At 71.4% G+C, this 22,738-nt stretch carries 23 protein-coding genes and 1 tRNA gene; 10 read left to right on the forward strand and 14 right to left on the reverse strand.

The features are described 5' to 3' along the window. The first annotated feature begins 139 nt into the window (after window positions 1–139). The gene (locus E4U91_RS18955) at window positions 140–682 is read left to right on the forward strand and encodes a hypothetical protein (RefSeq protein ID WP_137307963.1); all 543 of its coding nucleotides are present in this window, start codon (window positions 140–142) and stop codon (window positions 680–682) included. 159 nt (window positions 683–841) lie between these two features. Here E4U91_RS18955 and E4U91_RS18960 read toward each other — a convergent pair whose 3' ends face one another. The 5 genes from E4U91_RS18960 to E4U91_RS18980 form a co-directional block, all read right to left on the reverse strand. Beyond that, a complete protein-coding gene (locus E4U91_RS18960; protein ID WP_137307964.1) occupies window positions 842–1,672 on the reverse strand; it encodes an alpha/beta fold hydrolase in 831 nt (276 codons plus the stop codon). A gap of 282 nt (window positions 1,673–1,954) precedes the next feature. Next, a complete protein-coding gene (locus tag E4U91_RS18965) occupies window positions 1,955–2,389 on the reverse strand; it encodes a PLL family lectin (RefSeq protein ID WP_137307965.1) in 435 nt (144 codons plus the stop codon). Between the two features lie 873 nt (window positions 2,390–3,262). Further along, window positions 3,263–3,336 (reverse strand) — tRNA-Pro (locus E4U91_RS18970). A gap of 32 nt (window positions 3,337–3,368) precedes the next feature. Further along, window positions 3,369–4,175, reverse strand: a complete 807-nt coding sequence (locus E4U91_RS18975) for a Pr6Pr family membrane protein (protein ID WP_137307966.1) — start codon at window positions 4,173–4,175, stop codon at window positions 3,369–3,371. 130 nt (window positions 4,176–4,305) lie between these two features. Then, window positions 4,306–5,232 carry a metallophosphoesterase gene (locus E4U91_RS18980; RefSeq protein ID WP_137307967.1) on the reverse strand — a complete coding sequence of 309 codons (927 nt, stop codon included), beginning with the start codon at window positions 5,230–5,232 and terminating at the stop codon, window positions 4,306–4,308. A 151-nt stretch (window positions 5,233–5,383) separates the two neighbouring features. Here E4U91_RS18980 and E4U91_RS18985 point away from each other — a divergent pair, with 151 nt between their 5' ends. Continuing rightward, window positions 5,384–5,848, forward strand: coding sequence for a GatB/YqeY domain-containing protein (locus E4U91_RS18985; RefSeq protein WP_137307968.1), 465 nt, complete (start codon window positions 5,384–5,386; stop codon window positions 5,846–5,848). Between the two features lie 315 nt (window positions 5,849–6,163). On the opposite strand, the gene E4U91_RS18990 is transcribed toward E4U91_RS18985, so the two are convergent. Further along, window positions 6,164–8,455 (reverse strand): transglycosylase domain-containing protein, encoded by a 2,292-nt coding sequence (locus E4U91_RS18990; RefSeq protein ID WP_137307969.1) that lies wholly within the window; start codon window positions 8,453–8,455, stop codon window positions 6,164–6,166. 408 nt (window positions 8,456–8,863) lie between these two features. On the opposite strand from E4U91_RS18990, the gene wblA reads away from it, so the two are divergent. Next, a complete protein-coding gene (gene wblA, locus E4U91_RS19000; RefSeq protein WP_137310897.1) occupies window positions 8,864–9,202 on the forward strand; it encodes a transcriptional regulator WblA in 339 nt (112 codons plus the stop codon). A 164-nt stretch (window positions 9,203–9,366) separates the two neighbouring features. Here wblA and bagB read toward each other — a convergent pair whose 3' ends face one another. Further along, a complete protein-coding gene (bagB, locus tag E4U91_RS19005) occupies window positions 9,367–10,782 on the reverse strand; it encodes an ATPase BagB (protein ID WP_137307970.1) in 1,416 nt (471 codons plus the stop codon). Then, window positions 10,779–11,756, reverse strand: a complete 978-nt coding sequence (bagA, locus tag E4U91_RS19010) for an ATPase BagA (protein ID WP_137307971.1) — start codon at window positions 11,754–11,756, stop codon at window positions 10,779–10,781. The genes bagB and bagA overlap by 4 nt, the downstream gene beginning before the upstream one ends. Window positions 11,757–11,883: 127 nt before the next feature. On the opposite strand from bagA, the gene E4U91_RS19015 reads away from it, so the two are divergent. From E4U91_RS19015 to E4U91_RS19030, 4 genes are all read left to right on the forward strand, one after another. Continuing rightward, window positions 11,884–12,045 (forward strand): Sp36 family protein, encoded by a 162-nt coding sequence (locus E4U91_RS19015; protein ID WP_003975360.1) that lies wholly within the window; start codon window positions 11,884–11,886, stop codon window positions 12,043–12,045. Next, window positions 12,042–12,503, forward strand: coding sequence for a RidA family protein (locus E4U91_RS19020; protein ID WP_137307972.1), 462 nt, complete (start codon window positions 12,042–12,044; stop codon window positions 12,501–12,503). The genes E4U91_RS19015 and E4U91_RS19020 overlap by 4 nt, the downstream gene beginning before the upstream one ends. 117 nt (window positions 12,504–12,620) lie before the next feature. Next, window positions 12,621–13,499 (forward strand): NUDIX hydrolase, encoded by an 879-nt coding sequence (locus E4U91_RS19025; RefSeq protein WP_137307973.1) that lies wholly within the window; start codon window positions 12,621–12,623, stop codon window positions 13,497–13,499. Between the two features lie 118 nt (window positions 13,500–13,617). Then, the gene (locus E4U91_RS19030) at window positions 13,618–14,448 is read left to right on the forward strand and encodes an MBL fold metallo-hydrolase (protein ID WP_137307974.1); all 831 of its coding nucleotides are present in this window, start codon (window positions 13,618–13,620) and stop codon (window positions 14,446–14,448) included. A gap of 28 nt (window positions 14,449–14,476) precedes the next feature. Here the strand turns inward: E4U91_RS19030 and E4U91_RS19035 are convergent, their stop codons facing one another. Further along, complete coding sequence (locus E4U91_RS19035) at window positions 14,477–15,310, reverse strand: nucleotidyltransferase domain-containing protein (RefSeq protein WP_137307975.1); 834 nt, start codon at window positions 15,308–15,310, stop codon at window positions 14,477–14,479. Between the two features lie 34 nt (window positions 15,311–15,344). Continuing rightward, a complete protein-coding gene (locus tag E4U91_RS19040; protein WP_029382547.1) occupies window positions 15,345–16,019 on the reverse strand; it encodes a Crp/Fnr family transcriptional regulator in 675 nt (224 codons plus the stop codon). A 282-nt stretch (window positions 16,020–16,301) separates the two neighbouring features. On the opposite strand from E4U91_RS19040, the gene nth reads away from it, so the two are divergent. The 3 genes from nth to E4U91_RS19055 all read left to right on the forward strand — a co-directional run bounded on the left by nth (window position 16,302) and on the right by E4U91_RS19055 (window position 19,327). Next, a complete protein-coding gene (nth, locus tag E4U91_RS19045) occupies window positions 16,302–17,285 on the forward strand; it encodes an endonuclease III (protein ID WP_137307976.1) in 984 nt (327 codons plus the stop codon). 56 nt (window positions 17,286–17,341) lie between these two features. Then, window positions 17,342–18,031, forward strand: a complete 690-nt coding sequence (locus tag E4U91_RS19050) for an NUDIX hydrolase (RefSeq protein WP_174867826.1) — start codon at window positions 17,342–17,344, stop codon at window positions 18,029–18,031. A 96-nt stretch (window positions 18,032–18,127) separates the two neighbouring features. Further along, the gene (locus E4U91_RS19055; RefSeq protein ID WP_137307977.1) at window positions 18,128–19,327 is read left to right on the forward strand and encodes a MarP family serine protease; all 1,200 of its coding nucleotides are present in this window, start codon (window positions 18,128–18,130) and stop codon (window positions 19,325–19,327) included. 25 nt (window positions 19,328–19,352) lie between these two features. Here the strand turns inward: E4U91_RS19055 and E4U91_RS39040 are convergent, their stop codons facing one another. The 4 genes from E4U91_RS39040 to nhaA all read right to left on the reverse strand — a co-directional run bounded on the left by E4U91_RS39040 (window position 19,353) and on the right by nhaA (window position 22,628). Then, complete coding sequence (locus tag E4U91_RS39040; RefSeq protein ID WP_137307978.1) at window positions 19,353–19,532, reverse strand: hypothetical protein; 180 nt, start codon at window positions 19,530–19,532, stop codon at window positions 19,353–19,355. Between the two features lie 128 nt (window positions 19,533–19,660). Beyond that, window positions 19,661–20,602, reverse strand: a complete 942-nt coding sequence (locus tag E4U91_RS19065; protein WP_137307979.1) for an alpha/beta fold hydrolase — start codon at window positions 20,600–20,602, stop codon at window positions 19,661–19,663. Next, a complete protein-coding gene (locus E4U91_RS19070; RefSeq protein WP_137307980.1) occupies window positions 20,599–21,087 on the reverse strand; it encodes a phage holin family protein in 489 nt (162 codons plus the stop codon). The genes E4U91_RS19065 and E4U91_RS19070 overlap by 4 nt, the downstream gene beginning before the upstream one ends. Window positions 21,088–21,176: 89 nt before the next feature. Beyond that, window positions 21,177–22,628 carry a Na+/H+ antiporter NhaA gene (gene nhaA, locus E4U91_RS19075; RefSeq protein ID WP_137307981.1) on the reverse strand — a complete coding sequence of 484 codons (1,452 nt, stop codon included), beginning with the start codon at window positions 22,626–22,628 and terminating at the stop codon, window positions 21,177–21,179. Between the last annotated feature and the right edge of the window lie 110 nt (window positions 22,629–22,738).

Raw genomic sequence — 22,738 nt, forward strand, 5'->3', positions numbered from 1 at the left:
GTTCCCGGCGCGGCTGCACACGTTCTCCGCCGGCCCGCCTGGGGATGCGCTGCCGCAGCTCGTTTGGAGGACGCCCTTCTCCCACAACCTGATGGTGAGGTGTGGCCGAAGGTGACGACATCAGGGGCTGGGGAATCACATGGCGAACGAGCTGTCGACCTTGATCGGCGTCGTACTGGGTGCGGTTCTGTCGTACCTGGTGGGGATGCTGAACGACCGGACCCGTTGGCGTAGGGAGCACGGTGCACGATGGGACGGCCTGCTCCTGCAGGCGTACAGCGACTACGGACAGGCGATCAAGGAGTGCGTGGTCGCCTACCAGAGGCTCGCCGCTCATCAGGGGTTGACTGAAGATCCCACGCCGGTGGAGCCCACGAACGACGCGTTGGAACAGGCGGCGCAGGCGGAGACGAAGCGTGCCGCGATGACGGAACCGCTCCGACTGCTGGCTGATCCCACCACTGCCGCTGCCGTCCGCAGCCTGAACGACGCTGTCTGGCACCTGGAGTGGATGGCGCGTGGGCGTCTGACGGGAGACGCGGCGGCCTGGGACCAGGCGTACCGCGAGTACCGGGCCGCCAGGCAGACCTTCTACGACAAGGCGCGGGCGAGCCTGCAAGTCCCGGGCGGGGTCATAGCCGAGCGCGCGAGCTGGCCCCCGTCCTGGCGGGCGAGTGGCTGAGGTGCCGCCCAGGGCCTGTCGTTCGGATCAGTCGGGCCCGGCCCACGGCCCCTTGCCGCCGACCCGCGCGTGCCAAAGCCTGCGGTGCCGGAATGATCCGAACGTCGCCCCGTAACGACGCCATCATGAACGGGCCGGACGCTGAGGCCGGCCGCCTGCTCAGGAACGGATGAACGCGAGGATGTCCGGGTTGAGGACCTCCGGGTGCGTCGACAGCATCCCGTGCGGATAGCCCTCGTAGGATTTGAGGGTCCCGTTCTTCAGGAGCTTGACCGTCAGGGGTGCCGAGTCGTCGTACGGGACGACCTGGTCGTCGGTTCCGTGCGCGACGAGGACGGGCACGTCGATCTGCCGCAAGTCCTCGGTGAAGTCGGTCTCGGAGAACGCCGCGACGCACAGGTAGTGCGCGATCGCCGCGCCCATCATGCCCTGGCGCCACCAGTTGTCGATCAGGCCCTGGGACACCTGCGCTCCGGGACGGTTGAAGCCGTAGAACGGCCCCGAGGGAATGTCGATGAACGACTGCGCCCGGTTGCTGGCAACGGCCTCACGGAAGCCGTCGAAGACCTCCTTCGGCAAGCCGCCCGGGTTGGCCTCCGTCTTCAGCATCAACGGTGGCACCGCGCCCACCAGGACCGCCTTCGAGACACGGCCGGCCTTGGCGCGGGCGACGTAGCGGGTGACCTCGCCGCCGCCGGTGGAGTGGCCGATGTGCACGGCGCCCCGCAGGTCGAGCGCGTCGGTCAGCGCGGTCACGTCCGCGGCGTAGGTGTCCATGTCGTGGCCGGTCGCGGTCTGGGTGGAGCGTCCGTGGCCACGGCGGTCGTGGGCGATGACCCGGTAGCCCTGCGCCAGGAAGAACAACATCTGGTTGTCCCAGTCGTCGGCGCTCAGCGGCCACCCGTGGTGGAAGACGATCGGCTCCCCGTCCCGAGGACCCCAGTCCTTGTAGAAGATCGTGGTGCCGTCGTCGGTCGTGACTGTACCCATCGAGATGATCCTCCGCTCGTCCAGGCGCACCTCAGCCACGGAATGATGGGCTGGGGGAGGCACGCGGGACTTCACGCCCAGCGGGCGCGGTCCGGATGCACGGCCCACATTACGCGCTGCCCCTGCGGGTCACGACCGCAGCTCGTCGAGGTCCCACCCGGATGAGTTCGCTCTTGCCTCGCCCCAGCGCGCAGCCGTGATCTCGCAGCCCGAGACGTGGGCGCACAGCTGGACCCGGACCCGCACCCGGCCCGCGCCATGGCGCGGGCCGACGGACGATACTCAGCAGCATTTGGGGAAGTCCCAGGTGAACCAGCCTGCCCCGAGGTAGGGGCGCGTCCTGCTCACGAGGGCGCCGTTGCTGTTGGTGAGGTAGAAGGTGGTGCGGAAATCGCCCAGAACCTGTTCGTCATCCAGACCGATACTGCTCGCGGCCTTGGCGGTGCCGAGGGGGTCGGGCTTGCCCATGGACGTCCAACTGGACCACTGGCCCTTGGTGGTCCAGCGCATCCACACCGCGTAATCGGTTCCGACCACGAACTGTTCCTTCTCGCCGTTCGGCAACGAGTGCTTCTTGATGCCGTAGTCGCATATGTACCTGCCGGCACCACCCGTGTCGCAGATGTCGGTCGCCTGGGCCGGCGCGACGGCCACAGCCAATCCCGCCATGGTGACAACGGCGACCACGGCGGTCTGCCATCGCTTGAAGCTGACCATGCTGTTCTCTCCCCGTATCGTGCTCGATCCAGGCCAATGGGCCAGGAGATGATTTCTCGTCAGCTCACCGTTTGACTGTTCACTTGCGCAGCGCAGCGCAGTCATTTCCTGCTCACCACTCCCGGACCACTACGGGGTCGGGGCGCTGTGCGTCGGGTGTCGAGCTGTCCGTCGGCAGGGGACGGCGCCCCTGAACCAGCCACAGTTGATCACTGCGAGCAGGTGCGATACCAGGCAGTTCCACCGGCAGAAATAGGGTCAAGCTCATTCTGCCGGTCCCAAGATCTGACGCGCCTGCACGTAACTCTGCGGATGGTGCCGCACCGCGCCGGCCTGTCGGATCCGGGACACCGCCATCCCGCTCCCGGCAGCTCTGGTCGCCGATGCCTGAGCCCGTCGTCCTGTCCGTCGAGAGACGTGCCATTGGCGATCTGAGCGTTCAAGGCTGGTGCTTCACCACGATGTACGGCGCTGACGGCGAGCAGTACCCCGCCGTGGGTGTCGGCGGCATGATGCCCGACGACAACCCCGTCCAGAGCGCCGAGTGGGGGCAGCTTCTGCGGAGGCACGCCACCGGTACCCGGGAGCATGAGGTGTTCCTGGCCGAGCTCCGAAGGCTGGTCTGCTCGATACGGACGCCTGCGTGCCGATGGCCCACACGTGCGGGCATGGCAGGGGGGCTCACACCGGACCTTCGCCGGTCGCCCGCGCGCGGCCGGCAGCAAGCACCACCTGATCGCCGACCGCCACGGCACGGCCCTACGCCCAGCTTGATCGGCTGTGGGCCGTCGAGGGCCTGAACACAGTTCCGCAGGCACAAACAAGTGAGACACCTACCGAGTTCGATAGGTGCCTCACCTGGTGTTTTGGCTGTCGGGGTGGCGGGATTTGAACCCACGACCTCTTCGTCCCGAACGAAGCGCGCTGCCAAGCTGCGCTACACCCCGGTGTCGCTGCTCGCGCGGCGACGTCGTTTACTTTAGCCCACCGGAGGCTGGAGACGAAATCCGGTTTTGGTGCGGTGACGGGTGGGGTTCGGGCGGGCGTGGTCCAGGGCTACCAGGGCGAGGGCGAGGGCGTAGAAGGCCAGGCCGAGGAGGAGGGCGTTGGCCAGGACGTGCCGGTAACCGTGGGCGGCCACGTCCAGGAAGGGGTAGAGGTACCGCGTCCCCTTCTCACCCTTCGCCGCCACCGTGCCCGGCAGTCCCAGCGCCCCTCTCGCCAGCGTGAACACCAGGTACAGCGCCGGGTACACCAGCCACGACGCCGCCTGCCGCAACCGCAGCGCGCCCGGTGCCGTCAGCAGCAGCCAGTCCAGGACCGCCGCCGCCGGGACCACCGTGTGCAGGAGGACGTCCGCCAGCTGGTGCCAGCCCGTCGGTGCCGTGCCCGGGGTCGTCACCGAGAACGGCGGGGTCCTGTCCGACAGGAGCAGGTGGTCCACCAGCGCCGTCATCACCGTGTAGAGCAGTACCGCTCCCGTCAGCGCCGACGGGAGCGGTTTACGGGCCGTCCAGGCCCGCCGTGCCGACGCCGCCGTCACCAGCGCCAGCAGGATCGTGCTCTGCACCGCGAAGTGGCTCAGTACCCGTACGGGACTCCCCAGGAGCAGGGTCAGGGCCACCGTCGCCGCCGCCAGGCCCGCGATCAGCAGGCGGAACACCCCCACCAGGGGGCGCCGGACCGGGGCCACCACCGCCGCCGCGGGGACGTAGGAGGGGATCAGCGCGTGCGTGCGGGGGATCGCCGGCAGCTCCGGGATGTCCCTGGGTATCGGTGCCGTCATGCCCCCAAGCTAGGCAAAAGGGGCATCAACGGCTATAGGGGGGCACCGTTCGAGTGAAGCAAAAGCGGAAGCAGAGCGGAAGCAGGTGGAGCCGCGTGCAGCCGAGCGCAGTGAACGACCGCCCCTGCCGCTACTCCCGCCCCACCAGCGTCAGCAACGTCGCCTCCGGCGGGCACGCGAACCGTACCGGGGTGTACCGGCTCGTCCCGCAGCCCGCCGAGACGTGCAGGTACGCAGTCCTGCCCTCCGCCGTGTGCGTGGACAGGCCCTTCACCCGGTCCGTGTCCAGGTCGCAGTTGGTGACCAGGGCGCCGTAGAACGGGATGCACAGCTGGCCGCCGTGCGTGTGGCCGGCCAGGACCAGCGGGTAGTCGTCCGCCGTGAACGCGTCCAGCGCCCGCAGGTACGGCGCGTGCACCACGCCCATCGAGAAGTCCGCCGAGCCGGACGGGCCGCCCGCGACCCGCTCGTACCGGTCCCGCTTGATGTGCGGGTCGTCCACACCCGTCAGCTCCACCGCCACGCCGTCGACCTTCAGCACGCCCCGCGTGTTCGTCAGGTTGAGCCAGCCCCCCGCGTCGAAGCCGTCGCGCAGGTCCTCCCACGGGTTGTGGACCGCGCCGACGACCGGCGGGTTGCCGTTCAGGCCGTGCCGGCCGCTGAGCTTCTCCAGCAGGTAGCGCCCCGGGTTGCGCAGCGTGGGGCCGTAGTAGTCGTTCGAGCCGAAGACGTACGCCCCGGGGAACTCCATCAGCGGGCCGAGCGCGTCCAGCACCTCGGGCACGCCCTCCGGGTCCGACAGGTTGTCGCCCGTGTTGATCACGAAGTCCGGACGCAGGCCCGCCAGCGAACGCAGCCAGCGCTGCTTCTTGCGCTGGCCGCTCACCATGTGGATGTCGGAGACCTGCAGGACGCGCAGGGGGCGCATGCCCGGGGGCAGCACCGGGACCGTCACCCGGCGCAGGCGGAAGGAGCGGGCCTCGAAACCCGCCGCGTACACCAGACCGGCGGCGCCAACCGCCGTGATTCCCAGGGGGATTTTGTATCGCGCGCGCATGCGTCCATCGTCTCAGACCCGGGGGTGGGGTGGGTCGTGACGGTGCACCGGCGGCCACGACCCCGGTTCGACCCTCCAAGGCATCCGCGGCGTCACCCCGCCCGCGAAATCCGCGGGCGGCCCCCCTCCCGCACCTGCGACAATCGACGACATGACCACGCTCAAGTCGAAGCTGCAGGAAGACCTCAACGCCGCGATCAAGGAGCGCAACGAGCTCCGCTCCTCGACGCTCCGGCTGACGCTCGCCGCGATCACCAAGGAGGAGGTCGCCGGCAAGGAGAAGCGTGAGCTCTCCGACGACGACGTCCTGAAGGTGATCACCAAGGAGGCGAAGAAGCGCCGTGAGGCCGCCGACGCCTTCGCCCAGGGCGGCCGGCCCGAGCAGGCCGAGCGGGAGCAGGCCGAGGGTGAGGTGCTCGCCGCGTACCTGCCCAAGCAGCTGAGCGACGACGAGCTGAACGCGATCGTGGCCCAGGCCGTCGAGGAGGCCAAGGCCGGCGGCGCCGAGGGGCCCCGGGCCATGGGCGCCGTCATGAAGATCGTGAACCCGAAGGTGGCTGGTCAGGCCGAGGGCGGCCGCGTCGCCGCCGCGGTGAAGAAGCTCCTCGCCGGCTGACCCCGACGTCGGCGGGCCATCCGGTCCGCGTACGACGCCAACCTCGACGTCGGCGGGTCACCCCGCCCGCGTACGACGTTGACCCCGGCGCCGTCGGGTCACCCCGCTCGCGCATGACGTCGACCCCGACGTCGGCGGGCCACCCCGCCCGCGTACGACGCTGACCCCGGCGCCGTCGGATAACCCCGCCCGCGCACGACGTACGACGCCGACCCCGACGGACGAACGGCCCCTGCTCACCGGAGCAGGGGCCGTTCCCGTCTCACCACCAGGACAACAACGTCACGGAGACACCGTCACGCCGTCACCGGCGCTTCAGCGCCGCCCACCGGTCCCGTTCCCGTGCCCCCCGTTGCCCTGCCCCTGGAACAGGTTGTCCGGGAAGGAGACCGTCGGGGCGGGGCCTCCGTTGCCGCCGTCGCCCGTGCCGCCGTTCAGGAACCCGCCGATGAAGCCGCCGCCGTCACCGTTGCCGTTGTCGTCGCCGCCGTTGTCGTTCCCGTTCCCGTCGCCGTCGCCCTCGTCGCCGTCCTTCTTGTCGTTCGGGAGGTGGACGGTGTGGAAGTTTCCGGAGTCCTTGCCCTCCAGGGCGCCGGCCATGGCGTCCTTCCAGATCGGGCCGGGCGTGTCACCGCCGTAGACCTGGGCGTGGTACCGGCCGCCGATGGTGATGTCGGTCATCTCCACCTTCTGGGTGGCGCTGCCGACCCACACGGCGCCGGAGAGGGTCGGCGTGTAGCCGACGAACCAGGCGTTCTTGCGGGAGTCGGTCGTACCCGTCTTGCCGGCGTTGTCGCGGTCCTTCAGGCCCGCCGCCTGACCGGTACCGGAGTCGATCACGCCCTGGAGCAGGGTGTTGATGGTGTCCGCGGTCTTCTCGCTCATCGCGCGCGAGCAGGTGGACTTCGGGACCTCCAGCGACTTCTGCTGGTCACCGACCTTCTGCGTGATCGACTCGATGGCGACCGGCGTGCAGTACATGCCGCGCGAGGCGAAGGCCGCGTACGCCGAGGCCATGGTCAGCGGCGAGATGCCCTTGGAGCCGAGCGCGATCGCGGGGACCTGGGGCAGCCGGTCGCCGTTGCCCTGCACCACGTGCAGCCCGTCGGTCATCTTCATCACCGGGCACAGGCCGATGTCGGAGATCATCTGCACGAAGTAGGTGTTGACCGATTTGGCCATCGCCTCTTGCAGTCGGTACGGGCCGTGCTCCGACTCGCTCTCGTTCTCCAGGCGGGCGCTTTCGGTGTTGACCCACTGCTTGCCGTCGCACGTCTGGACCGGGCTCGGGTACTCCATCTGGTACGGCGAGGAGTACTCCTGGGTGGGCGGGCGGCCCTGCTCCAGCGCGGCCGCGGCCACGAACGGCTTGAACGTCGAACCAGTCGGGAAGCCGAAGTTCGAGCCGCCCCGGTCGGAGCCCACCGAGTAGTTGATCTCGGTCTCGTTCTTGCCGTAGCCGTACGGCTTGGACTGGCCCATCGCCAGGATCTTGCCGGTGCCGGGCTCGACCAGCGTGGCGGCCGCGGCGACCTTGTCCGACTTGTAGACGTGGTCCTTGAGCGACTCCTGCACCGACTCCTGGGCCTGCGGCTCGAGGGTCGTGCGGATGGTCAGGCCGCCCTGGTTCCAGATCTTGGCCCGCTCCTCCCTGGTCCGGCCGAAGACCGGGTCGCCCAGGAACACCTTCTCGACGTACTTGCAGAAGAAACTGGCGCCCTTGGTCGCGGTGATGCAGCCGTTCTTCGGCTGGGTGGCCTTCAGGCCGAGCGGGGTCTTCTTCGCCGCGTCGGCTTCCGCCTGGGAGACGTCCCCGAGCTCGGCCATGCGCTCCAGCACGACGTTTCGTCGCTCGGTGGCCTGCTCGGGTTCGTTCATCGGGTCGTAGAAGGTGGGGGACTGGACGATGCCCGCCAGCAGTGCCGCCTGCGGAAGGGTCAGGTCCTTGGCGTGCTGGGAGAAGTAGCGCTGGGAGGCCGCCTCCACGCCGTAGGCCTGCTCACCGAAGAAGGTGATGTTCAGGTAGTTCTCGAGGATCTTCTTCTTGCCCAGCTCCTCCTCGACCTGGATCGCGTACTTCAGTTCGCGGATCTTGCGGCCGAGGGTCTGCTGGGTGGCCTCGGCGACCTTCGTCGGGTCGTCGCCGGCCTCCTCGATGAAGACGTTCTTGACGTACTGCTGGGTGAGTGTCGAGGCGCCCTGGCTGACACCGCCGCTCTGGGCGTTCTTGTTCAGCGCGCGCAGGATGCCCTTGAGGTCGACCGCGCCGTGCTCGTAGAAGCGCGAGTCCTCGATCGCGACGATCGCCTTCTGCAGGTACGGCGAGATGCTCTTCAGCGGCACCACGGTGCGGTCGCGCGAGTAGACCGAGGCGATCTGGTGGCCGTTGGCGTCCAGGATCGAGGTGCGCTGGCTCAGCGGCGGCGTCTTGAGGTTGGCCGGGAGTTCGTCGAAGGACTCGACGGAACCCTTGGCGACCAGCCCCAGCGCGCCCACCGCGGGCAGCGCGATGCCGGCCAGCACCGCTCCCGCGAGCACACTGACACCGAGGAACTTGGCGGCCTGCTGCGTGGTGGACAGGCCACCGCCCGAGCGCTTCTTTGGCATAGGGGCAGCCTACGTTCTCATTCGCCGGACACGCGTATATGCCTTGGCCTAAGCTGCTTGCAACTGTCACAGCAGCAGGGCTACGTATCAATACGTCCGGCGACCCCGAATCGTTCCGGAGGTTCCCCGATTTCTTGGTGGGGGCGTGTCCGAATCCGCCTTCTGTGTCATCCCGCGTCCGGTGTGACGCACTGGAAATGTCCCGCTTCGCCGGGATGGTCGCGCATGTCGTGGGCTCACTCCCCCGGGTGATCTGCCGCTTACCCATAGTCCGTTCGGGCCATTCAAGATTGGGCCCGGAGGGGGTGTTGCGCTGCGCCCACCTTCCGTAACGTCCTCAACTGGCGGCGGTGAATATGCCGCTTGCCGCCGTGGGGGAGCCTCGATTCGGGAGAGGACGGCGCCGGTATGGGCTGGGTTACCGACTGGAGTGCGCAGGCTGCCTGCCGCACTACCGATCCGGATGAACTGTTCGTTCAGGGAGCAGCGCAGAACAGGGCCAAGGCGGTGTGCACGGGCTGCCCGGTGCGCACCGAATGTCTGGCCGACGCGCTCGACAACCGTGTGGAGTTCGGTGTGTGGGGAGGCATGACGGAGCGCGAGCGCCGCGCCCTGCTGCGCCGGCGGCCGACCGTCACCTCGTGGCGGCGCCTGCTGGAGACGGCGCGTACGGAGTACGAGCGCGGCGTGGGCATCGTGCCGCTCGACGACGACCAGGTGTACGAGAACTACGCGGCCGTGGGCTGACACGGCCGCGGCGGTCACCGCGGCCGCGGTGGGCCCTACGGCCTCCGCGTCACCCGGCCGACCGCCCGTCACCTCGGTGACGCCGTGTGTCGAGGCGCCGTCCCCAGGGCGCCTTCACGGCCGTCCCCCAGGCGTGTTCACCGACGGTCGCCCGGCGTGTCGGGTCAGGCCCCGGCCGGCCCCGGCAGTTCCGGGCGGTTGTCCGCGAGCCGGTTGCCGATGTCCCGCAGGCCCGCCAGGTCGTGCACATCGCCGGGGAGGGCGGCCACTTCGGCCACCGCCACCTCCGGGTGGAGCGCGGTGAAGCGGTCACGCGTGCGCTGCTCCCGCGAGAGCAGGTGCATGCGCTCGGCGTGCAGCCGCAGCAGACCCGCGGTGAGCTGGTCGACCGGCCGCTCCTCGGCAGAGGCGCCGTCGCCGCCGTCGTCGCCGTCACCACGGTCGCCACCGGGAGCCGGTGTCGTCCCGAACGGGTCGGTCCCGGACGGGTCGTCGGATGCCGTGGGGGCGGCCCCGGACCCGGACGGGCCGGATGACGTGGTGGTTCCTGAACTGCCGTACGTTTCGGGAGAGTTACGAAGACCAGCTTTCCCGTCGTCCTGATCGACAATGCGGGCGTCCGCAAGATTTTCCGCGGCGTCCAGCGCCCGCTCGGCCGACAGCTGCGTGGCCCCGCTGCCGTGGACCCGGTTGAGCACCAGGCCCGCCAGCGGCATGTCCTCCGCGGCCAGCCGCTCCACGAAGTACGCCGCCTCCCGCAGCGCGTCCCGCTCGGGCGCCGCCACCACCAGGAACGCCGTCCCGGGCGCCTGGAGCAGCTTGTAGGTGGCGTCCGCGCGCGTGCGGAAGCCGCCGAACATCGAGTCCATCGCCGCCACGAACGTCTGCACGTCCTTCAGCAGCTGACCGCCCAGCACCTTGCCCAGGACGCCGGCCATCATCGACATCCCGACGTTGAGGAACTTCATCCCCGCGCGGCCGCCGACCTTGGCGGGCGCCAGCAGCACCCGGATCAGCTTGCCGTCCAGGAAGGACCCCAGCCGCTTCGGCGCGTCGAGGAAGTCCAGCGCCGAGCGGGACGGGGGCGTGTCGACCACGATGAGGTCCCACTCCTCCTTGGCCCGCAGCTGCCCCAGCTTCTCCATCGCCATGTACTCCTGCGTGCCCGCGAAGCCCGCCGAGAGCGACTGGTAGAAGGGGTTGCCGAGGATGGCGGCCGCCCGCTCCGGGTCCGCGTGCGCCTCGACGATCTCGTCGAAGGTGCGCTTCATGTCGAGCATCATGGCGTGCAGCTCGCCGTCCCCCTCGACGCCCTTCACCCGGCGCGGGGTGTTGTCCAGGGAGTCGATGCCCATGGACTGGGCGAGCCGGCGGGCCGGGTCGATGGTGAGCACGACCACCTTCCGCCCGCGCTCGGCCGCGCGCAGCCCGAGCGCCGCCGCGGTCGTCGTCTTGCCGACCCCGCCCGAGCCGCAGCACACCACGATCCGGGTGTCCGGGTCGTCGAGCAGCGGGTCGACGTCGAGCACCCGCGCGGGGCCGAGACGGCGCTCCTGGGTGGCGGCCGGGTCCGGACTCATGCGATCCCCTGCTTCCGCAGCTCGGTGGCCAATTCGTACAGACCCGCCAGGTCCATGCCCTCGGCGAGGAGCGGCAGCTCGTGCAGCGGCAGGCCCAGCTCGCCCAGCACCGCGCGCTGCTCCTGCTCCAGCGCGTACCGCTCGGCGTACTCCTCGGCCTGGGTCAGCAGCGGGGCCACCAGCTTCTCCGCGGTGCCGCCGCGGCGTGCGCCGCCGAGGCCGGCCGCGGACAGGGAGCGGGCGATCGCCGTGCGCGGGGCGGTGCGCGCGAGGTCCAGGTCGGCCGCGCCCAGCAGCTCGGGGCGGACCATGTTGACGACGACCCGGCCCACCGGCAGCCGCGCAGCGCGCAGTTCGGCGATGCCGTCGGCGGTCTCCTGGACCGGCATCTCCTCCAGCAGCGTCACCAGGTGCACGGCCGTCTCGGACGACTTCAGCACCCGCATCACCGCCTGCGCCTGATTGTGTATCGGGCCGATCCTGGCCAGCCCGGCCACCTCGTCGTTGACGTTCAGGAAGCGGGTGACGCGGCCGGTGGGGGGCGCGTCCATGACGACGTAGTCGTACACGAAGCGGCCGGCCCGGTCCTTGCGCCGCACGGCCTCGCACGCCTTGCCGGTCAGCAGGACGTCCCGCACGCCCGGCGCGATGGTGGTGGCGAAGTCGATGGCGCCGAGCTTCTTCAGGGCGCGGCCCGCGCCGCCCAGCTTGTAGAACATCTGGAGGTAGTCCAGAAGGGCCAGTTCGGGGTCTATGGCGAGCGCGAAGACCTCGCCGCCCCCCGGGGCCACGGCGATCTTGCGCTCCTCGTAGGGCAACGCCTCCGTTTCGAAGAGCTGTGCGATGCCCTGCCGGCCCTCCACCTCGACGAGAAGCGTCCGCTTCCCCTCCTCGGCGAGGGCCAGCGCGAGGGCCGCGGCGACCGTCGTCTTTCCGGTCCCGCCCTTACCGCTGACGACCTGGAGCCTGCTCACGTCTTCGAGCGTAACCACTCGGCGCCGGGACCAATCAGCAGCCTGTGGACAACCGGGCCGACAGTACGACGATCGCGGGGTGCGACCGGGGCGCTGCGCGGCCCCGGCCAGCGGCTACAGTCGGCCCATGACCAAGTGGGAATACGCAACCGTGCCGCTGCTCGTCCACGCCACGAAGCAGATCCTGGACACCTGGGGCGAGGACGGCTGGGAGCTCGTCCAGGTCGTGCCCGGGCCGAACAACCCCGAGCAGCTCGTGGCCTACCTGAAGCGGGAGAAGCAGGCGTGAGCGCGGTCGAGGAGAGGCTCGCCGAGCTGGGCCTGACGCTGCCGGCGGTCGTGCCGCCGCTCGCGTCCTACCAGCCGGCCGTGCAGTCGGGTGCGTACGTGTACACCTCCGGCCAGCTGCCCATGGTGGAGGGCAAGCTGCCGGTCACCGGCAAGGTCGGGGCCGAGGTCACCCCGGAGGAGGCCAAGGAGCTGGCCCGCACCTGCGCGCTGAACGCCCTGGCCGCCGTGAAGTCGGTCGCCGGTGACCTGGACCGCATCGCGCGCGTGGTGAAGGTCGTCGGCTTCGTCGCCTCCGCGTCGGACTTCACCGGCCAGCCGGCCGTGGTCAACGGCGCCAGCGAGCTCCTCGGCGAGGTCCTCGGCGACAAGGGCGTGCACGCGCGCAGCGCGGTCGGCGTGGCGGTGCTGCCGCTGGACGCGCCGGTGGAGGTCGAGATCCAGGTCGAGCTGGCCTGAGGCGCACGGAGAGGGGCCGGCGGCCCCGGGCGGGCCGCTGAGAGCGGTCTCCGGTCGCCCGGCCCCAGGTCGCGGGCCCCTCTCGAACATTCGCTCACCACGGGATAGCCTCCGGCCATGGCGAATGGGCAGTGGTTCCCCCCGAACTGGCCGGAACGCATCCGCGCGCTTGCGGACGGCACGCTCGAGCCGGTCGTGCCCAGACGCGCCGCCACGGTCATGCTCCTGAAGGACACCGGTGAGGGTCCCGTCGTCCACATGCTGCGCCGGCGCGCCTCCATGGCCTTCGCCGCGGGCGCCTACGCGTACCCGGGCGGCGGCGTCGACCCGCGCGACGACGACCACCACGTGGGCTGGGCGGGCCCCACGCGCGCGTGGTGGGCCGAGCGGCTCGGGGTCGACGAGGCGGCCGCCCAGGCGATCGTGTGCGCGGCCGTGCGGGAGACGTACGAGGAGGCCGGCGTTCTGCTCGCCGGGCCGACCGCCGAGACGGTGGTCGGCGACACGACGGGCCCCGACTGGGAGGCCGACCGGGCCGCGCTGGTCGCCCGTGAGCTGTCCTTCGCTCAGTTCCTGGAGCGGCGGGGCCTGGTGCTGCGCTCGGACCTGCTGGGCGCCTGGACGCGGTGGATCACCCCCGAGTTCGAGAGCCGCCGCTACGACACCTGGTTCTTCGTGGCCGCGCTGCCCGAGGGCCAGCGCACCCGCAACGCCTCCACGGAGGCGGACCGCACGGTGTGGATCCGCCCGGCCGAGGCGGCCGCGTCGTACGACCGGGGCGAGCTGGTGATGATGCCGCCCACGATCGCGACCCTGCGCCAGCTCGCGCCGTACGGCTCCGCGGCCGAGGCGCTCGCGGCGGCACCCGCGCGTGACCTGACGCCGGTGCTGGCCCGGGCCCGGCTGGAGGGCGACGAGGTCGTGCTGAGCTGGCCGGGTCACGACGAGTTCACCCAGCACGTCCCGACCGCACCGACCGGCGGAGCCCCCGCATGAGCGACCGCACCGACCGGTGGGATCCCCGCATGAGCGACGCGCACGCGTGTACCCGTACGGGGCGGCCGCCGGCCGGCCGCGCCACCCGGATCCGCCCGCGTCCGGAAGGAGCCCTCCGATGACGGAAGCGGCCGCCCTGCCCGGCCAGCCGCGCGGCGCTGTGCTGTCGGGCCCCGCGACGCCCCGCGCGGTCAACGTCCTCGCGCCCAACGCGTCCGCGATGACGCTGGACGGCACCAACACGTGGATCCTGTCCGAGCCGGACTCCGCGCTCGCCGTGGTCGTCGACCCCGGCCCGCTGGACGACGGCCACCTGCGCCGGGTGATCGACACCGCGGAGGAGGCCGGCCAGCGCGTCACCCTGACGCTGCTGACGCACGGGCACCCCGACCACGCCGAGGGCGCCGCGCGCTTCGCCGGGCTGACCGGCACCAAGGTGCGGGCCCTGGACCCGGCGCTGCGGCTCGGGGACGAGGGGCTGGCCGCCGGGAACGTGGTCGAGGTGGGCGGCCTGGAGCTGCGGGTCGTCCCGACGCCGGGCCACACGGCCGACTCGCTGTGCTTCCACCTCCCGGCCGATGGGGCGGTGCTGACCGGGGACACGATCCTCGGGCGGGGCACGACGGTCGTGGCGCACCCCGACGGCCGTCTCGGCGACTACCTGGACTCGCTGCGCCGCCTGAGGTCGCTGACCGTGGACGACGGCGTCCACACGGTGCTGCCGGGCCACGGTCCCGTCCTGGAGGACGCCCAGGGCGCCGTGGAGTTCTACCTCGCGCACCGCGCCCACCGCCTCGCCCAGGTCGAGACGGCCGTCGAGGACGGCTTCCGCACCCCGGAGGAGGTCGTCGCCCACGTCTACGCCGACGTCGACCGCTCCCTGTGGCCCGCGGCGGAACTCTCGGTCCGGGCCCAGCTGGAGTACCTGCGGGAACACGGCCTGATCTGAACCTGCTGCCGCCGGTCTACGGGGACCGTCACGGCCCGTCGGGCCGGGGCGCCTTCACCCCGTGCAAGCGTGCGTACTCCCCGGCCAGCCAGGGGCCCAGGTCATCGGCGTAGGAACGCAGCACGCCAGGATCGCCGACCGGCTCCCGTCCCCGTGCCGCCGCGGCGCGGACCTCGTCGGCGCGCTCGGGGTAGTACGCCCCGAACGCCTCCGCCATCTCGCGCAGATCGCTGGTCCAGCCGTTCCAGCGGGGCATGACCAGGGTGAAGGCGGTACGCACCAGGTGGCGCGACATGAAACGGACCAGGGGCCGTCGCGCCTCCTCGGTGTCCGCGACGCCGGCGATGCGCTCGCGCCAGCGCGGCAGCAGCGCCGCCAGGTCGCCGTTGGTCTCGCGGGCGAGGAGGCTGTCGGGACGGTAGCGCGGAAGGCGCGCGGCGAGGTCGTCACCGAGCAGCGGCGTGCACAGGCACGCGACGAACCACCCCAGGTCGTACCGCTCGAGCTCGCTGAGCACCCGTGCCCGGCTGTACAGCAGCGCCCCCACCCCGTCGACCTGCTCGAACTCCGCGTCGAGGGTCCGCTCGACCGCCCGTAGGTCCTCCCGGTCCGTGTCCGTCGGCTCCTCGTGGAGGGCGACGAGCAGGTCCAGGTCGCTGCGCCCCACGCGTGCGGTGCCGCGGGGGACCGAGCCGTAGAGGTACGCACTGTGCAGCCGCGCGCCGAGGACGTCACGCAGCCGCTCGCGGGCCGCGGCGACCACCGGCCGGAAGGCGGGTGGCACCCGCGTCAGGGCGCCTTCGCGAGCGATGTGACCCTGAGGGTCCAGGCCCCTCGCGTGCCGCTGCGGTGTCCCGGTCATGGGGGCGGGGCCGTTGCCCGGCCCCATGCGCGCGCTACCGCGACCGCTTGGCCAGGCGTTCCACGTCCAGGAGGATCACCGCACGGGCCTCCAGGCGCAGCCAGCCGCGCTGGGCGAAGTCGGCGAGGGCCTTGTTGACCGTCTCGCGGGAGGCGCCGACGAGCTGGGCCAGCTCCTCCTGGGTGAGGTCGTGGACGACGTGGATGCCCTCCTCGGACTGCACGCCGAAGCGGCGCGACAGGTCCAGCAGGGCGCGGGCCACGCGCCCGGGGACGTCCGAGAAGACCAGGTCGGACATGGCGTCGTTGGTCTTGCGCAGGCGCCGGGCGACCGCGCGCAGCAGGGCGGCGGCCACCTCGGGGCGGGCGTTCAGCCAGGGCTGGAGGTCGCCGTGGCCGAGGCCGAGCAGCTTGACCTCGGTGAGGGCGGTCGCCGTCGCCGTACGGGGGCCCGGGTCGAACAGCGACAGCTCGCCGATGAGCTCGCCGGGGCCCACGACGGCCAGCATGTTCTCCCGGCCGTCCGGGGACGTGCGGTGGAGCTTGACCTTGCCCTCGGTGACGACGTAGAGCCGGTCGCCCGGGTCGCCCTCGTGGAACAGGGAGTCGCCACGCGCGAGGGTCACCTCACTCATGGAGGCGCGCAGCTCCGCGGCCTGCTCGTCGTCGAGAGCCGCGAAGAGCGGGTTGCGCCGCAGAACGTCGTCCACGAGTTCTCTCCTTGTCGACCTGCTCAGGGGATCTTGCCCCCCGTGTACCCGTGTACCAGGGGTCCGTGGTGCCCATTTTGCCGGACGGTCCAAACAGTGTGATCTGTCACAAGGATGCCGTACACGTGTCCGGGGGTACGCGGCAGGGGTCCAATCGGGGGCCGATCCTTAGGCCCCACGGCGGATGTCGGTGCCGGGCCCTAGGCTGGCCGGGTGTCCAAAACGCCGGTGAGAGCACAGGCCAAGGGGGCTGGGCGGGTGGCTGTACGTCGTGATTCCGCTGTGGGCGAACAGGCTCCGGGCGGTGATGAAAAAACGACAAAAGCAACGAAAGCGGCGAAGGCTGCTCCGGTCAAGGCGAAGGCCGCTCCGGTCAAGAAGGCGGCCGCCAAGAAGGTGAGGGCCGCCGCGAAGAAGGCCGCGCCCGCGAAGGCGGCCGCCCCGGTGAAGAAGGCCGGCGCCGCCAGGACGGTCGAAGTGCGCCCGCCGGGCGGCGAGTCCCGCACGGCCCTGGTCCGCCGCGCCCGGCGCATCGACCGCGAACTCGCCGAGGTGTACCCGTACGCCCATCCGGAGCTGGACTTCGAGAGCCCCTTCCAGCTGATCGTGGCCACGGTGCTGTCCGCCCAGACCACCGACCTGCGCGTGAACCAGACGACGCCCGCCCTCTTCGCGAAGTACCCCACCCCCGAGGACCTGGCCGCGGCCGACCCCGAGGAGGTGGAGGAGATCCTCCGCCCCACCGGGTTCTTCCGGGCCAAGACCAAGTCGGTGATAGGGCTGTCCAAGGCGCTCGTGGAGGACTTCGGCGGCGAGGTGCCCGGCCGGCTCGAGGACCTGGTCAAGCTGCCCGGCGTCGGCCGCAAGACCGCCTTCGTCGTCCTCGGCAACGCCTTCGGGCGCCCGGGGATCACCGTGGACACCCACTTCCAGCGGCTGGTGCGGCGCTTCCGGTGGACCGACGAGACCGACCCCGACAAGATCGAGGCCGCGATCGGCGCGCTGTTCCCCAAGAGCGACTGGACGGACCTGTCCCACCACGTCATCTGGCACGGCCGCCGCATCTGCCACGCCCGCAAGCCGGCCTGCGGCGCCTGCCCCATCGCCCCGCTCTGCCCGGCCTACGGCGAGGGCGAGACGGACCCGGAGAAGGCGAAGAAGCTGCTGAAGTACGAGAAGGGCGGCTTCCCCGGCCAGCGGCTGAACCCGCCCCAGGCCTACCTGGACGCGGGCGGCCGGCCGGCACCGCCGCTGGGGGCCGGATGAGGAACGATCTCGGGGGCGTCGGGCGTTGTGCGGGGTGAGCGGGGGGTGGTGCGCAGATGACGCGGGCGAGTGACATCCGGGACGTGATGCTGAGCAAGGAGGGCCTGCCGGACTGGCTGGACCCGGTGGTGCGGGCCGTGGAGACGGTCGAGCCGCTCCAGCTGAGCCGCTTCCTGCCGCCGCGCGACGGCACCGGACGGCAGTCGGCGGTGCTGATCCTGTTCGGCGAGGGCGCGCGGGGGCCGGAGCTGCTGCTGATGGAGCGGGCCAGCTCGCTGCGCTCGCACGCCGGCCAGCCGTCGTTCCCGGGCGGCGCGCTCGACCCGGAGGACGGCGACCCCGAGGGCGACGGTCCGCTGCGGGCCGCCCTGCGCGAGGCCGAGGAGGAGACCGGCCTCGATCCGTCCGGCGTCCAGCTCTTCGGCGTGCTGCCGAAGCTGTACATCCCGGTGAGCCGGTTCGTGGTGACCCCGGTGCTGGGCTGGTGGCGGGAGCCGACCCCGGTCGGGGTGGTGGACCCCAACGAGACCGCACGGGTCTTCACCGTCCCCGTGGCGGATCTCACGGACCCCGCCCACCGCGCCACCACCGTGCACCCCAGCGGCCACCGCGGCCCGGCATTCCTGGTCGAATCGGCCCTCGTGTGGGGCTTCACCGCCGGCCTCATCGACCGCCTGCTGCACTACGCGGGCTGGGAGCGGCCCTGGGACCGGGACAAGCAGGTCCCGCTCGACTGGAGGTCATGACAGGGTGTCCCCCGAGCCGTGTCAGCCCGGGGGGCGCCTCCGGGGTCCACGGCCGACCGGAACCGACGGCGAGACGACGAGGCGAGGCCCCAAGCGGTGAACGTGCTGGACATCCTGTTGCTGGTCGCTGCCGTGTGGTTCGCGGTCGTCGGCTATCGCCAGGGCTTCGTCGTCGGCATCCTGTCGGTCATCGGCTTCCTCGGCGGCGGACTCGTCGCCGTCTACCTCCTGCCGGTCGCCTGGGACGCCCTCACCGACAACTCCGAGGTGAGCACCAGCGCCGCCGTGGTCGCGGTCGTCATCGTGATCGTCTGCGCCTCCGTCGGCCAGGCACTGACCACCCACCTGGGCAACAAGCTGCGCCGCTACATCACCTGGTCCCCGGCCCGCGCCCTGGACGCCACCGGCGGCGCCCTCGTCAACGTCGTCGCGATGCTGCTGGTGGCCTGGCTGATCGGCTCCGCCCTGGCTGGCACCACCCTGCCCACGCTGGGCAAGGAGGTCCGCAGCTCCAAGGTGCTGCTGGGCGTCTCACGGGCGCTGCCCGACCAGGCCGACACCTGGTTCGCCGACTTCTCCTCCGTCCTCGCGCAGAACGGCTTCCCGCAGGTCTTCAGCCCGTTCTCCAACGAGCCGATCACCGACGTCCAGCCGCCCGACCCGGCCCTGGCGAACAGCCCGGTGGCCCTGCGCGCGCAGCGCTCCATCGTCAAGGTGATGGGCACCGCCGAGAGCTGCGGCAAGGTCCTGGAGGGCACCGGCTTCGTCTTCGGCGAGCGCCGCGTGATGACCAACGCGCACGTGGTCGGCGGCGTCGACGAGCCCACCGTCCAGATAGGCGGCCAGGGCCGGCGCTACGACGCGACCGTCGTCCTCTACGACTGGAAGCGCGACATCGCCGTGCTGGACGTGCCCGACCTCCACGCGCCCGCGCTCCGCTTCGCGACCAAGGACGCCTCGAGCGGGGACGGCGCGATCGTCGCCGGCTTCCCGGAGAACGGCGCGTACGACGTGCGCGCGGCCCGGGTGCGCGGCCGGATCACGGCCAACGGTCCCGACATCTACCACCGGGGCACCGTGCGCCGCGACGTGTACTCGCTGTACGCCACCGTCCGCCAGGGCAACTCCGGCGGCCCGCTGCTGACGCCCGACGGCCGGGTGTACGGCGTGGTCTTCGCGAAGTCGCTCGACGACGCCGACACCGGCTACGCGCTCACCGCGGACGAGATCCAGCGGGACATCGCCAAGGGCCGCACCGCGAACCAGCAGGTGGACAGCGACAGCTGCGCCCTGTAGCGCACGCCCCGTGCCCGCGCGGGTGTCAGGGACGGGGGTGGCGCAGGCGTACCGAGACCCAGCGGGCCCGGCGGCGCAGGATGACCGGAATGCCCACCCGGAGGTCGGCGCCCGATTGTGGGGAGCCGTCCCGCTGGTGGGTGCTCAGGCCCGAGGCCGAGCGACGGTTGCGTGCTGCGTCACTGTAGTCGTGCGTCCAGCCCATACCTCGACGTCTGCCCCCGCCCCAAGGTCCATAACCGCCTGGGCGACGGCCAATTGGCCTATGCGACAGGCATGTGGCCGTTCATAGGACAGTAGGTCCGGCCCCGGGTGCCGGGCACGTTCGAACGGTCACCGGTCGGGTTCGGGATCCTTCAGCCAATTGACCAGTTCGGAGGAGAAGGCGACCGGGTCCTCCTCGTGCGGGAAGTGCCCCAGGCCGTCGAACAGCCGCCACCGGTACGGCGCCTCGACGTACTCCCCGGAGCCGGCCGCGCTGCGCGTGCGGGTCACCGGGTCGAGCGAACCGTGCAGGTGCAGCGTCGGCACCCGCAGCGGGCGCTTCATCCGGCGGTAGAACTGGACGCCGTCCGGCCGGGCCAGCGAGCGCACCAGCCACCGGTACGGCTCGACCGAGCAGTGCGCCGTGGAGGGGATGCACATCGCCCGCTGGTACGTCTCGATCGCCTTGTCGTCCGGCGCGTTCGGGCCGGACCACTGCCGGATCAGCTCGCCGACCAGCGCGCCGTCGTCCGCGGTGAGCCGGCGCTCCGGGATCCACGGCCGCTGGAAGCCCCAGATGTGGGAGCTCGCCGCTGACTGCCGGTAGTCGGCGAGCATCGCCGAGCGCCAGCGCCGTGGGTGCGGCATCGAGGACACCACGAGCCGTCGTACGAGCCCCGGGCGCATCACGGCCGCCGTCCACGCAAGGTAGCCGCCTAGGTCGTGACCGACCAGCGCGGCGTCCGGCTCGCCCAGCGAGCGGATCACGCCGGTGATGTCGAGGGCGAGGTTGGCCGGGTCGTAGCCGCGCGGCGTGCGGTCGCTGCCGCCGACACCGCGCAGGTCGACCGCGACCGCGCGGAAACCGGCGTCGGCGAGCGCCGTCAGCTGCTCCCGCCACGTCCACCAGAACTGCGGGAAGCCGTGCACCAGGAGGACCAGCGGCCCGTCGCCGGCCTCCGCGATGTGGAAGCGGGCACCGTTGGCCGCCACGTCCCGGTGGGTCCAGGGACCGTCGGGTCGTACGACCGAGGCGGGTTGCGCCGAAGGGGTGGGGGCCGGGTCCGTCATGAGGACGAGCGTGCCACAGCCTCGATGGCCTGCGGGCCGCGGTCCACGTCGAGCTCCGGCCGCGGGTGCGGCTTGGCGTTCTGCAGGACGCCCGCCGTCTCCTTCACCGACGCGGCCACCTTCTGCGGGCCCTTGCCCTGCTTGGCCTTCTTCGCGAACACCACGCCGATCAGTGCGAGCGCGCCGGCGACCAGGACGTTCGCCGCGAAGGAGAGCAGGAAGCAGACGGCCAGGTTCCAGTGGCTCCAGGTGCGGATGCCGTACGCCAGGGCGAAGTTGAGCATCGGCAGGGAGAACACCAGCAGCGCGCCGGCCAGCGAGAACGCGCCGCCGCTCGTCGCCCCGCGCTTGACGTCCTGCTTCAGCTGCGCCTTCGCCAGCGCGATCTCGTCGTGCACCAGCGCCGACATCTCGGTCGTCGCCGAGGCGAACAGCTGGCCGATGCTGCGTTCCGCGCCGACCGGGCTGCCGTCGGGTGCGCTCATCGCGGTCTCCCTCGTTCTCCTCGGGGGTGCGCCGCCCGGCCGCTCGGCCGGACCGCACACGGTCCCGTCTTTTGTACCGTCCCGTCAGATCATGCCGGACGGCCGCCCTCCTCGCCCGCCCCGCCCGGCACTTCGGCGCGTGCGCGCCGCGCCGCGGCCATCTCCTCGGCGATCCGGCGGTGCTCGGCGGCCTTGCGGTCGTGGATCGCGGCCATCCGCAGGTGGTACTCCGGGTCGTCCTCCTCGTAGACGTCCGGGATGCCGTCCCCGTCGTCGTCGCGCTCCTCCGCGTCGCAGAGCCTGCGGTACCTGGCGTTCCGTATCTTCAGCAGCACCGTCGACCAGGCGGCGGCGATCAGCGAGCCGACGAGCACGGCCGCCTTGACCTCGTCGGTCAGGACCGCGTCGCCCTCGAAGGCGAGTTCGCCGATGAGCAGCGACACCGTGAAGCCGATGCCGGCCAGCGAGGCGACCGCGAAGACGTCCGGCCACGCCAGGTCGTCGCTGAGCGAGGCGCGGGTGAAGCGCGCGGTCAGCCAGGTGCCGCCGAAGATGCCGATCGTCTTGCCGACGACCAGACCGAGCACCACCCCGAGCGTCTCCGGCCGGGTGAAGATGTCGCCGAGCGCCCCGCCCGAGACGGTGACACCCGCGCTGAACAGCGCGAACAGCGGCACCGCGAGTCCCGCCGACAGGGGGCGCACCAAGTGCTCGACGCGCTCGCCGGGGGAGCACCGCTCGCCCTGGCGGGTGGTGCAGCGCAGCATCAGTCCCATCGCGACGCCGGCGATGGTGGCGTGGACGCCGCTGTTGTACATCAGCGCCCAGATCACGACCCCGAGCGGGACGTAGACGTACCAGCCGCGCACGCCCCGGCGCAGCAGCAGCCAGAACACGCCGAGGCCGACGACGGCCCCGCCGAGCGCGGCGAAGTGGATGGTGTCGGTGAAGAAGACCGCGATGATCAGGATCGCGAACAGGTCGTCGACCACGGCGAGGGTGAGCAGGAAGGCCCGCAGCGCGCTCGGCAGGGAGGTGCCGATCACGGCGAGCACCGCCAGCGCGAACGCGATGTCGGTGGCGGTGGGCACCGCCCAGCCCGCCAGGGAACCCGCGTCGGCCGTGTTGGTCAGCGTGTACACCAGCGCCGGTACGGCCATCCCGCACAGCGCCGCCACGACGGGCAGGGCGGCCGCCTTCGGGTCGCGGAGATCACCGGCGACCAGTTCCCGCTTGAGCTCGATGCCGGCCACGAAGAAGAAGACCGCGAGCAGTCCGTCCGCCGCCCAGTGCGCGACCGACAGGTGCAGTCCGAGGGCCTCGGGGCCGAAGTGGAAGTCGCTGACGCTCTCGTAACTGTCGTGCAGCGCGGGGACGTTCGCCCACACGAGCGCCGCGACGGCGGCCAGCAGGAGCAGCACACCGCCGACCGTCTCCGTGCGCAGCGCGTCCCCGACCAGGGTCCGCTCCGGCAGGGACAGACGGCCGAAGAGCTTGCCGGACGAGCTCTGGCGGGGAGCGGTGGAGCGGGGCGCGGCCACGGGGGGAACCTCCGGTCGGTGGGCAGGACTGAGCACCTGCCGACCAGACTTCCCGGCACACCGTGGTCTTCTCGTATTGCGGTCTTCGCGTGTTGCGTGTCGCTTCGTTC

It is taken from the genome of Streptomyces lasalocidi (assembly GCF_005280215.1).
Classification (GTDB): domain Bacteria; phylum Actinomycetota; class Actinomycetes; order Streptomycetales; family Streptomycetaceae; genus Streptomyces; species Streptomyces longwoodensis.

Coding starts and splice junctions, on each gene's coding strand:
- E4U91_RS18955 (WP_137307963.1), top strand. CDS start 140: ATGGCGAACGAGCTGTCGACCTTGATCGGCGTCGTACTGGGTGCGGTT.
- E4U91_RS18960 (WP_137307964.1), bottom strand. CDS start 1,672: ATGGGTACAGTCACGACCGACGACGGCACCACGATCTTCTACAAGGAC.
- E4U91_RS18965 (WP_137307965.1), bottom strand. CDS start 2,389: ATGGTCAGCTTCAAGCGATGGCAGACCGCCGTGGTCGCCGTTGTCACC.
- E4U91_RS18975 (WP_137307966.1), bottom strand. CDS start 4,175: ATGACGGCACCGATACCCAGGGACATCCCGGAGCTGCCGGCGATCCCC.
- E4U91_RS18980 (WP_137307967.1), bottom strand. CDS start 5,232: ATGCGCGCGCGATACAAAATCCCCCTGGGAATCACGGCGGTTGGCGCC.
- E4U91_RS18985 (WP_137307968.1), top strand. CDS start 5,384: ATGACCACGCTCAAGTCGAAGCTGCAGGAAGACCTCAACGCCGCGATC.
- E4U91_RS18990 (WP_137307969.1), bottom strand. CDS start 8,455: ATGCCAAAGAAGCGCTCGGGCGGTGGCCTGTCCACCACGCAGCAGGCC.
- wblA (WP_137310897.1), top strand. CDS start 8,864: ATGGGCTGGGTTACCGACTGGAGTGCGCAGGCTGCCTGCCGCACTACC.
- bagB (WP_137307970.1), bottom strand. CDS start 10,782: ATGAGTCCGGACCCGGCCGCCACCCAGGAGCGCCGTCTCGGCCCCGCG.
- E4U91_RS19015 (WP_003975360.1), top strand. CDS start 11,884: ATGACCAAGTGGGAATACGCAACCGTGCCGCTGCTCGTCCACGCCACG.
- E4U91_RS19025 (WP_137307973.1), top strand. CDS start 12,621: ATGGCGAATGGGCAGTGGTTCCCCCCGAACTGGCCGGAACGCATCCGC.
- E4U91_RS19030 (WP_137307974.1), top strand. CDS start 13,618: ATGACGGAAGCGGCCGCCCTGCCCGGCCAGCCGCGCGGCGCTGTGCTG.
- E4U91_RS19035 (WP_137307975.1), bottom strand. CDS start 15,310: ATGACCGGGACACCGCAGCGGCACGCGAGGGGCCTGGACCCTCAGGGT.
- E4U91_RS19050 (WP_174867826.1), top strand. CDS start 17,342: ATGACGCGGGCGAGTGACATCCGGGACGTGATGCTGAGCAAGGAGGGC.
- E4U91_RS39040 (WP_137307978.1), bottom strand. CDS start 19,532: ATGGGCTGGACGCACGACTACAGTGACGCAGCACGCAACCGTCGCTCG.
- E4U91_RS19065 (WP_137307979.1), bottom strand. CDS start 20,602: ATGACGGACCCGGCCCCCACCCCTTCGGCGCAACCCGCCTCGGTCGTA.
- E4U91_RS19070 (WP_137307980.1), bottom strand. CDS start 21,087: ATGAGCGCACCCGACGGCAGCCCGGTCGGCGCGGAACGCAGCATCGGC.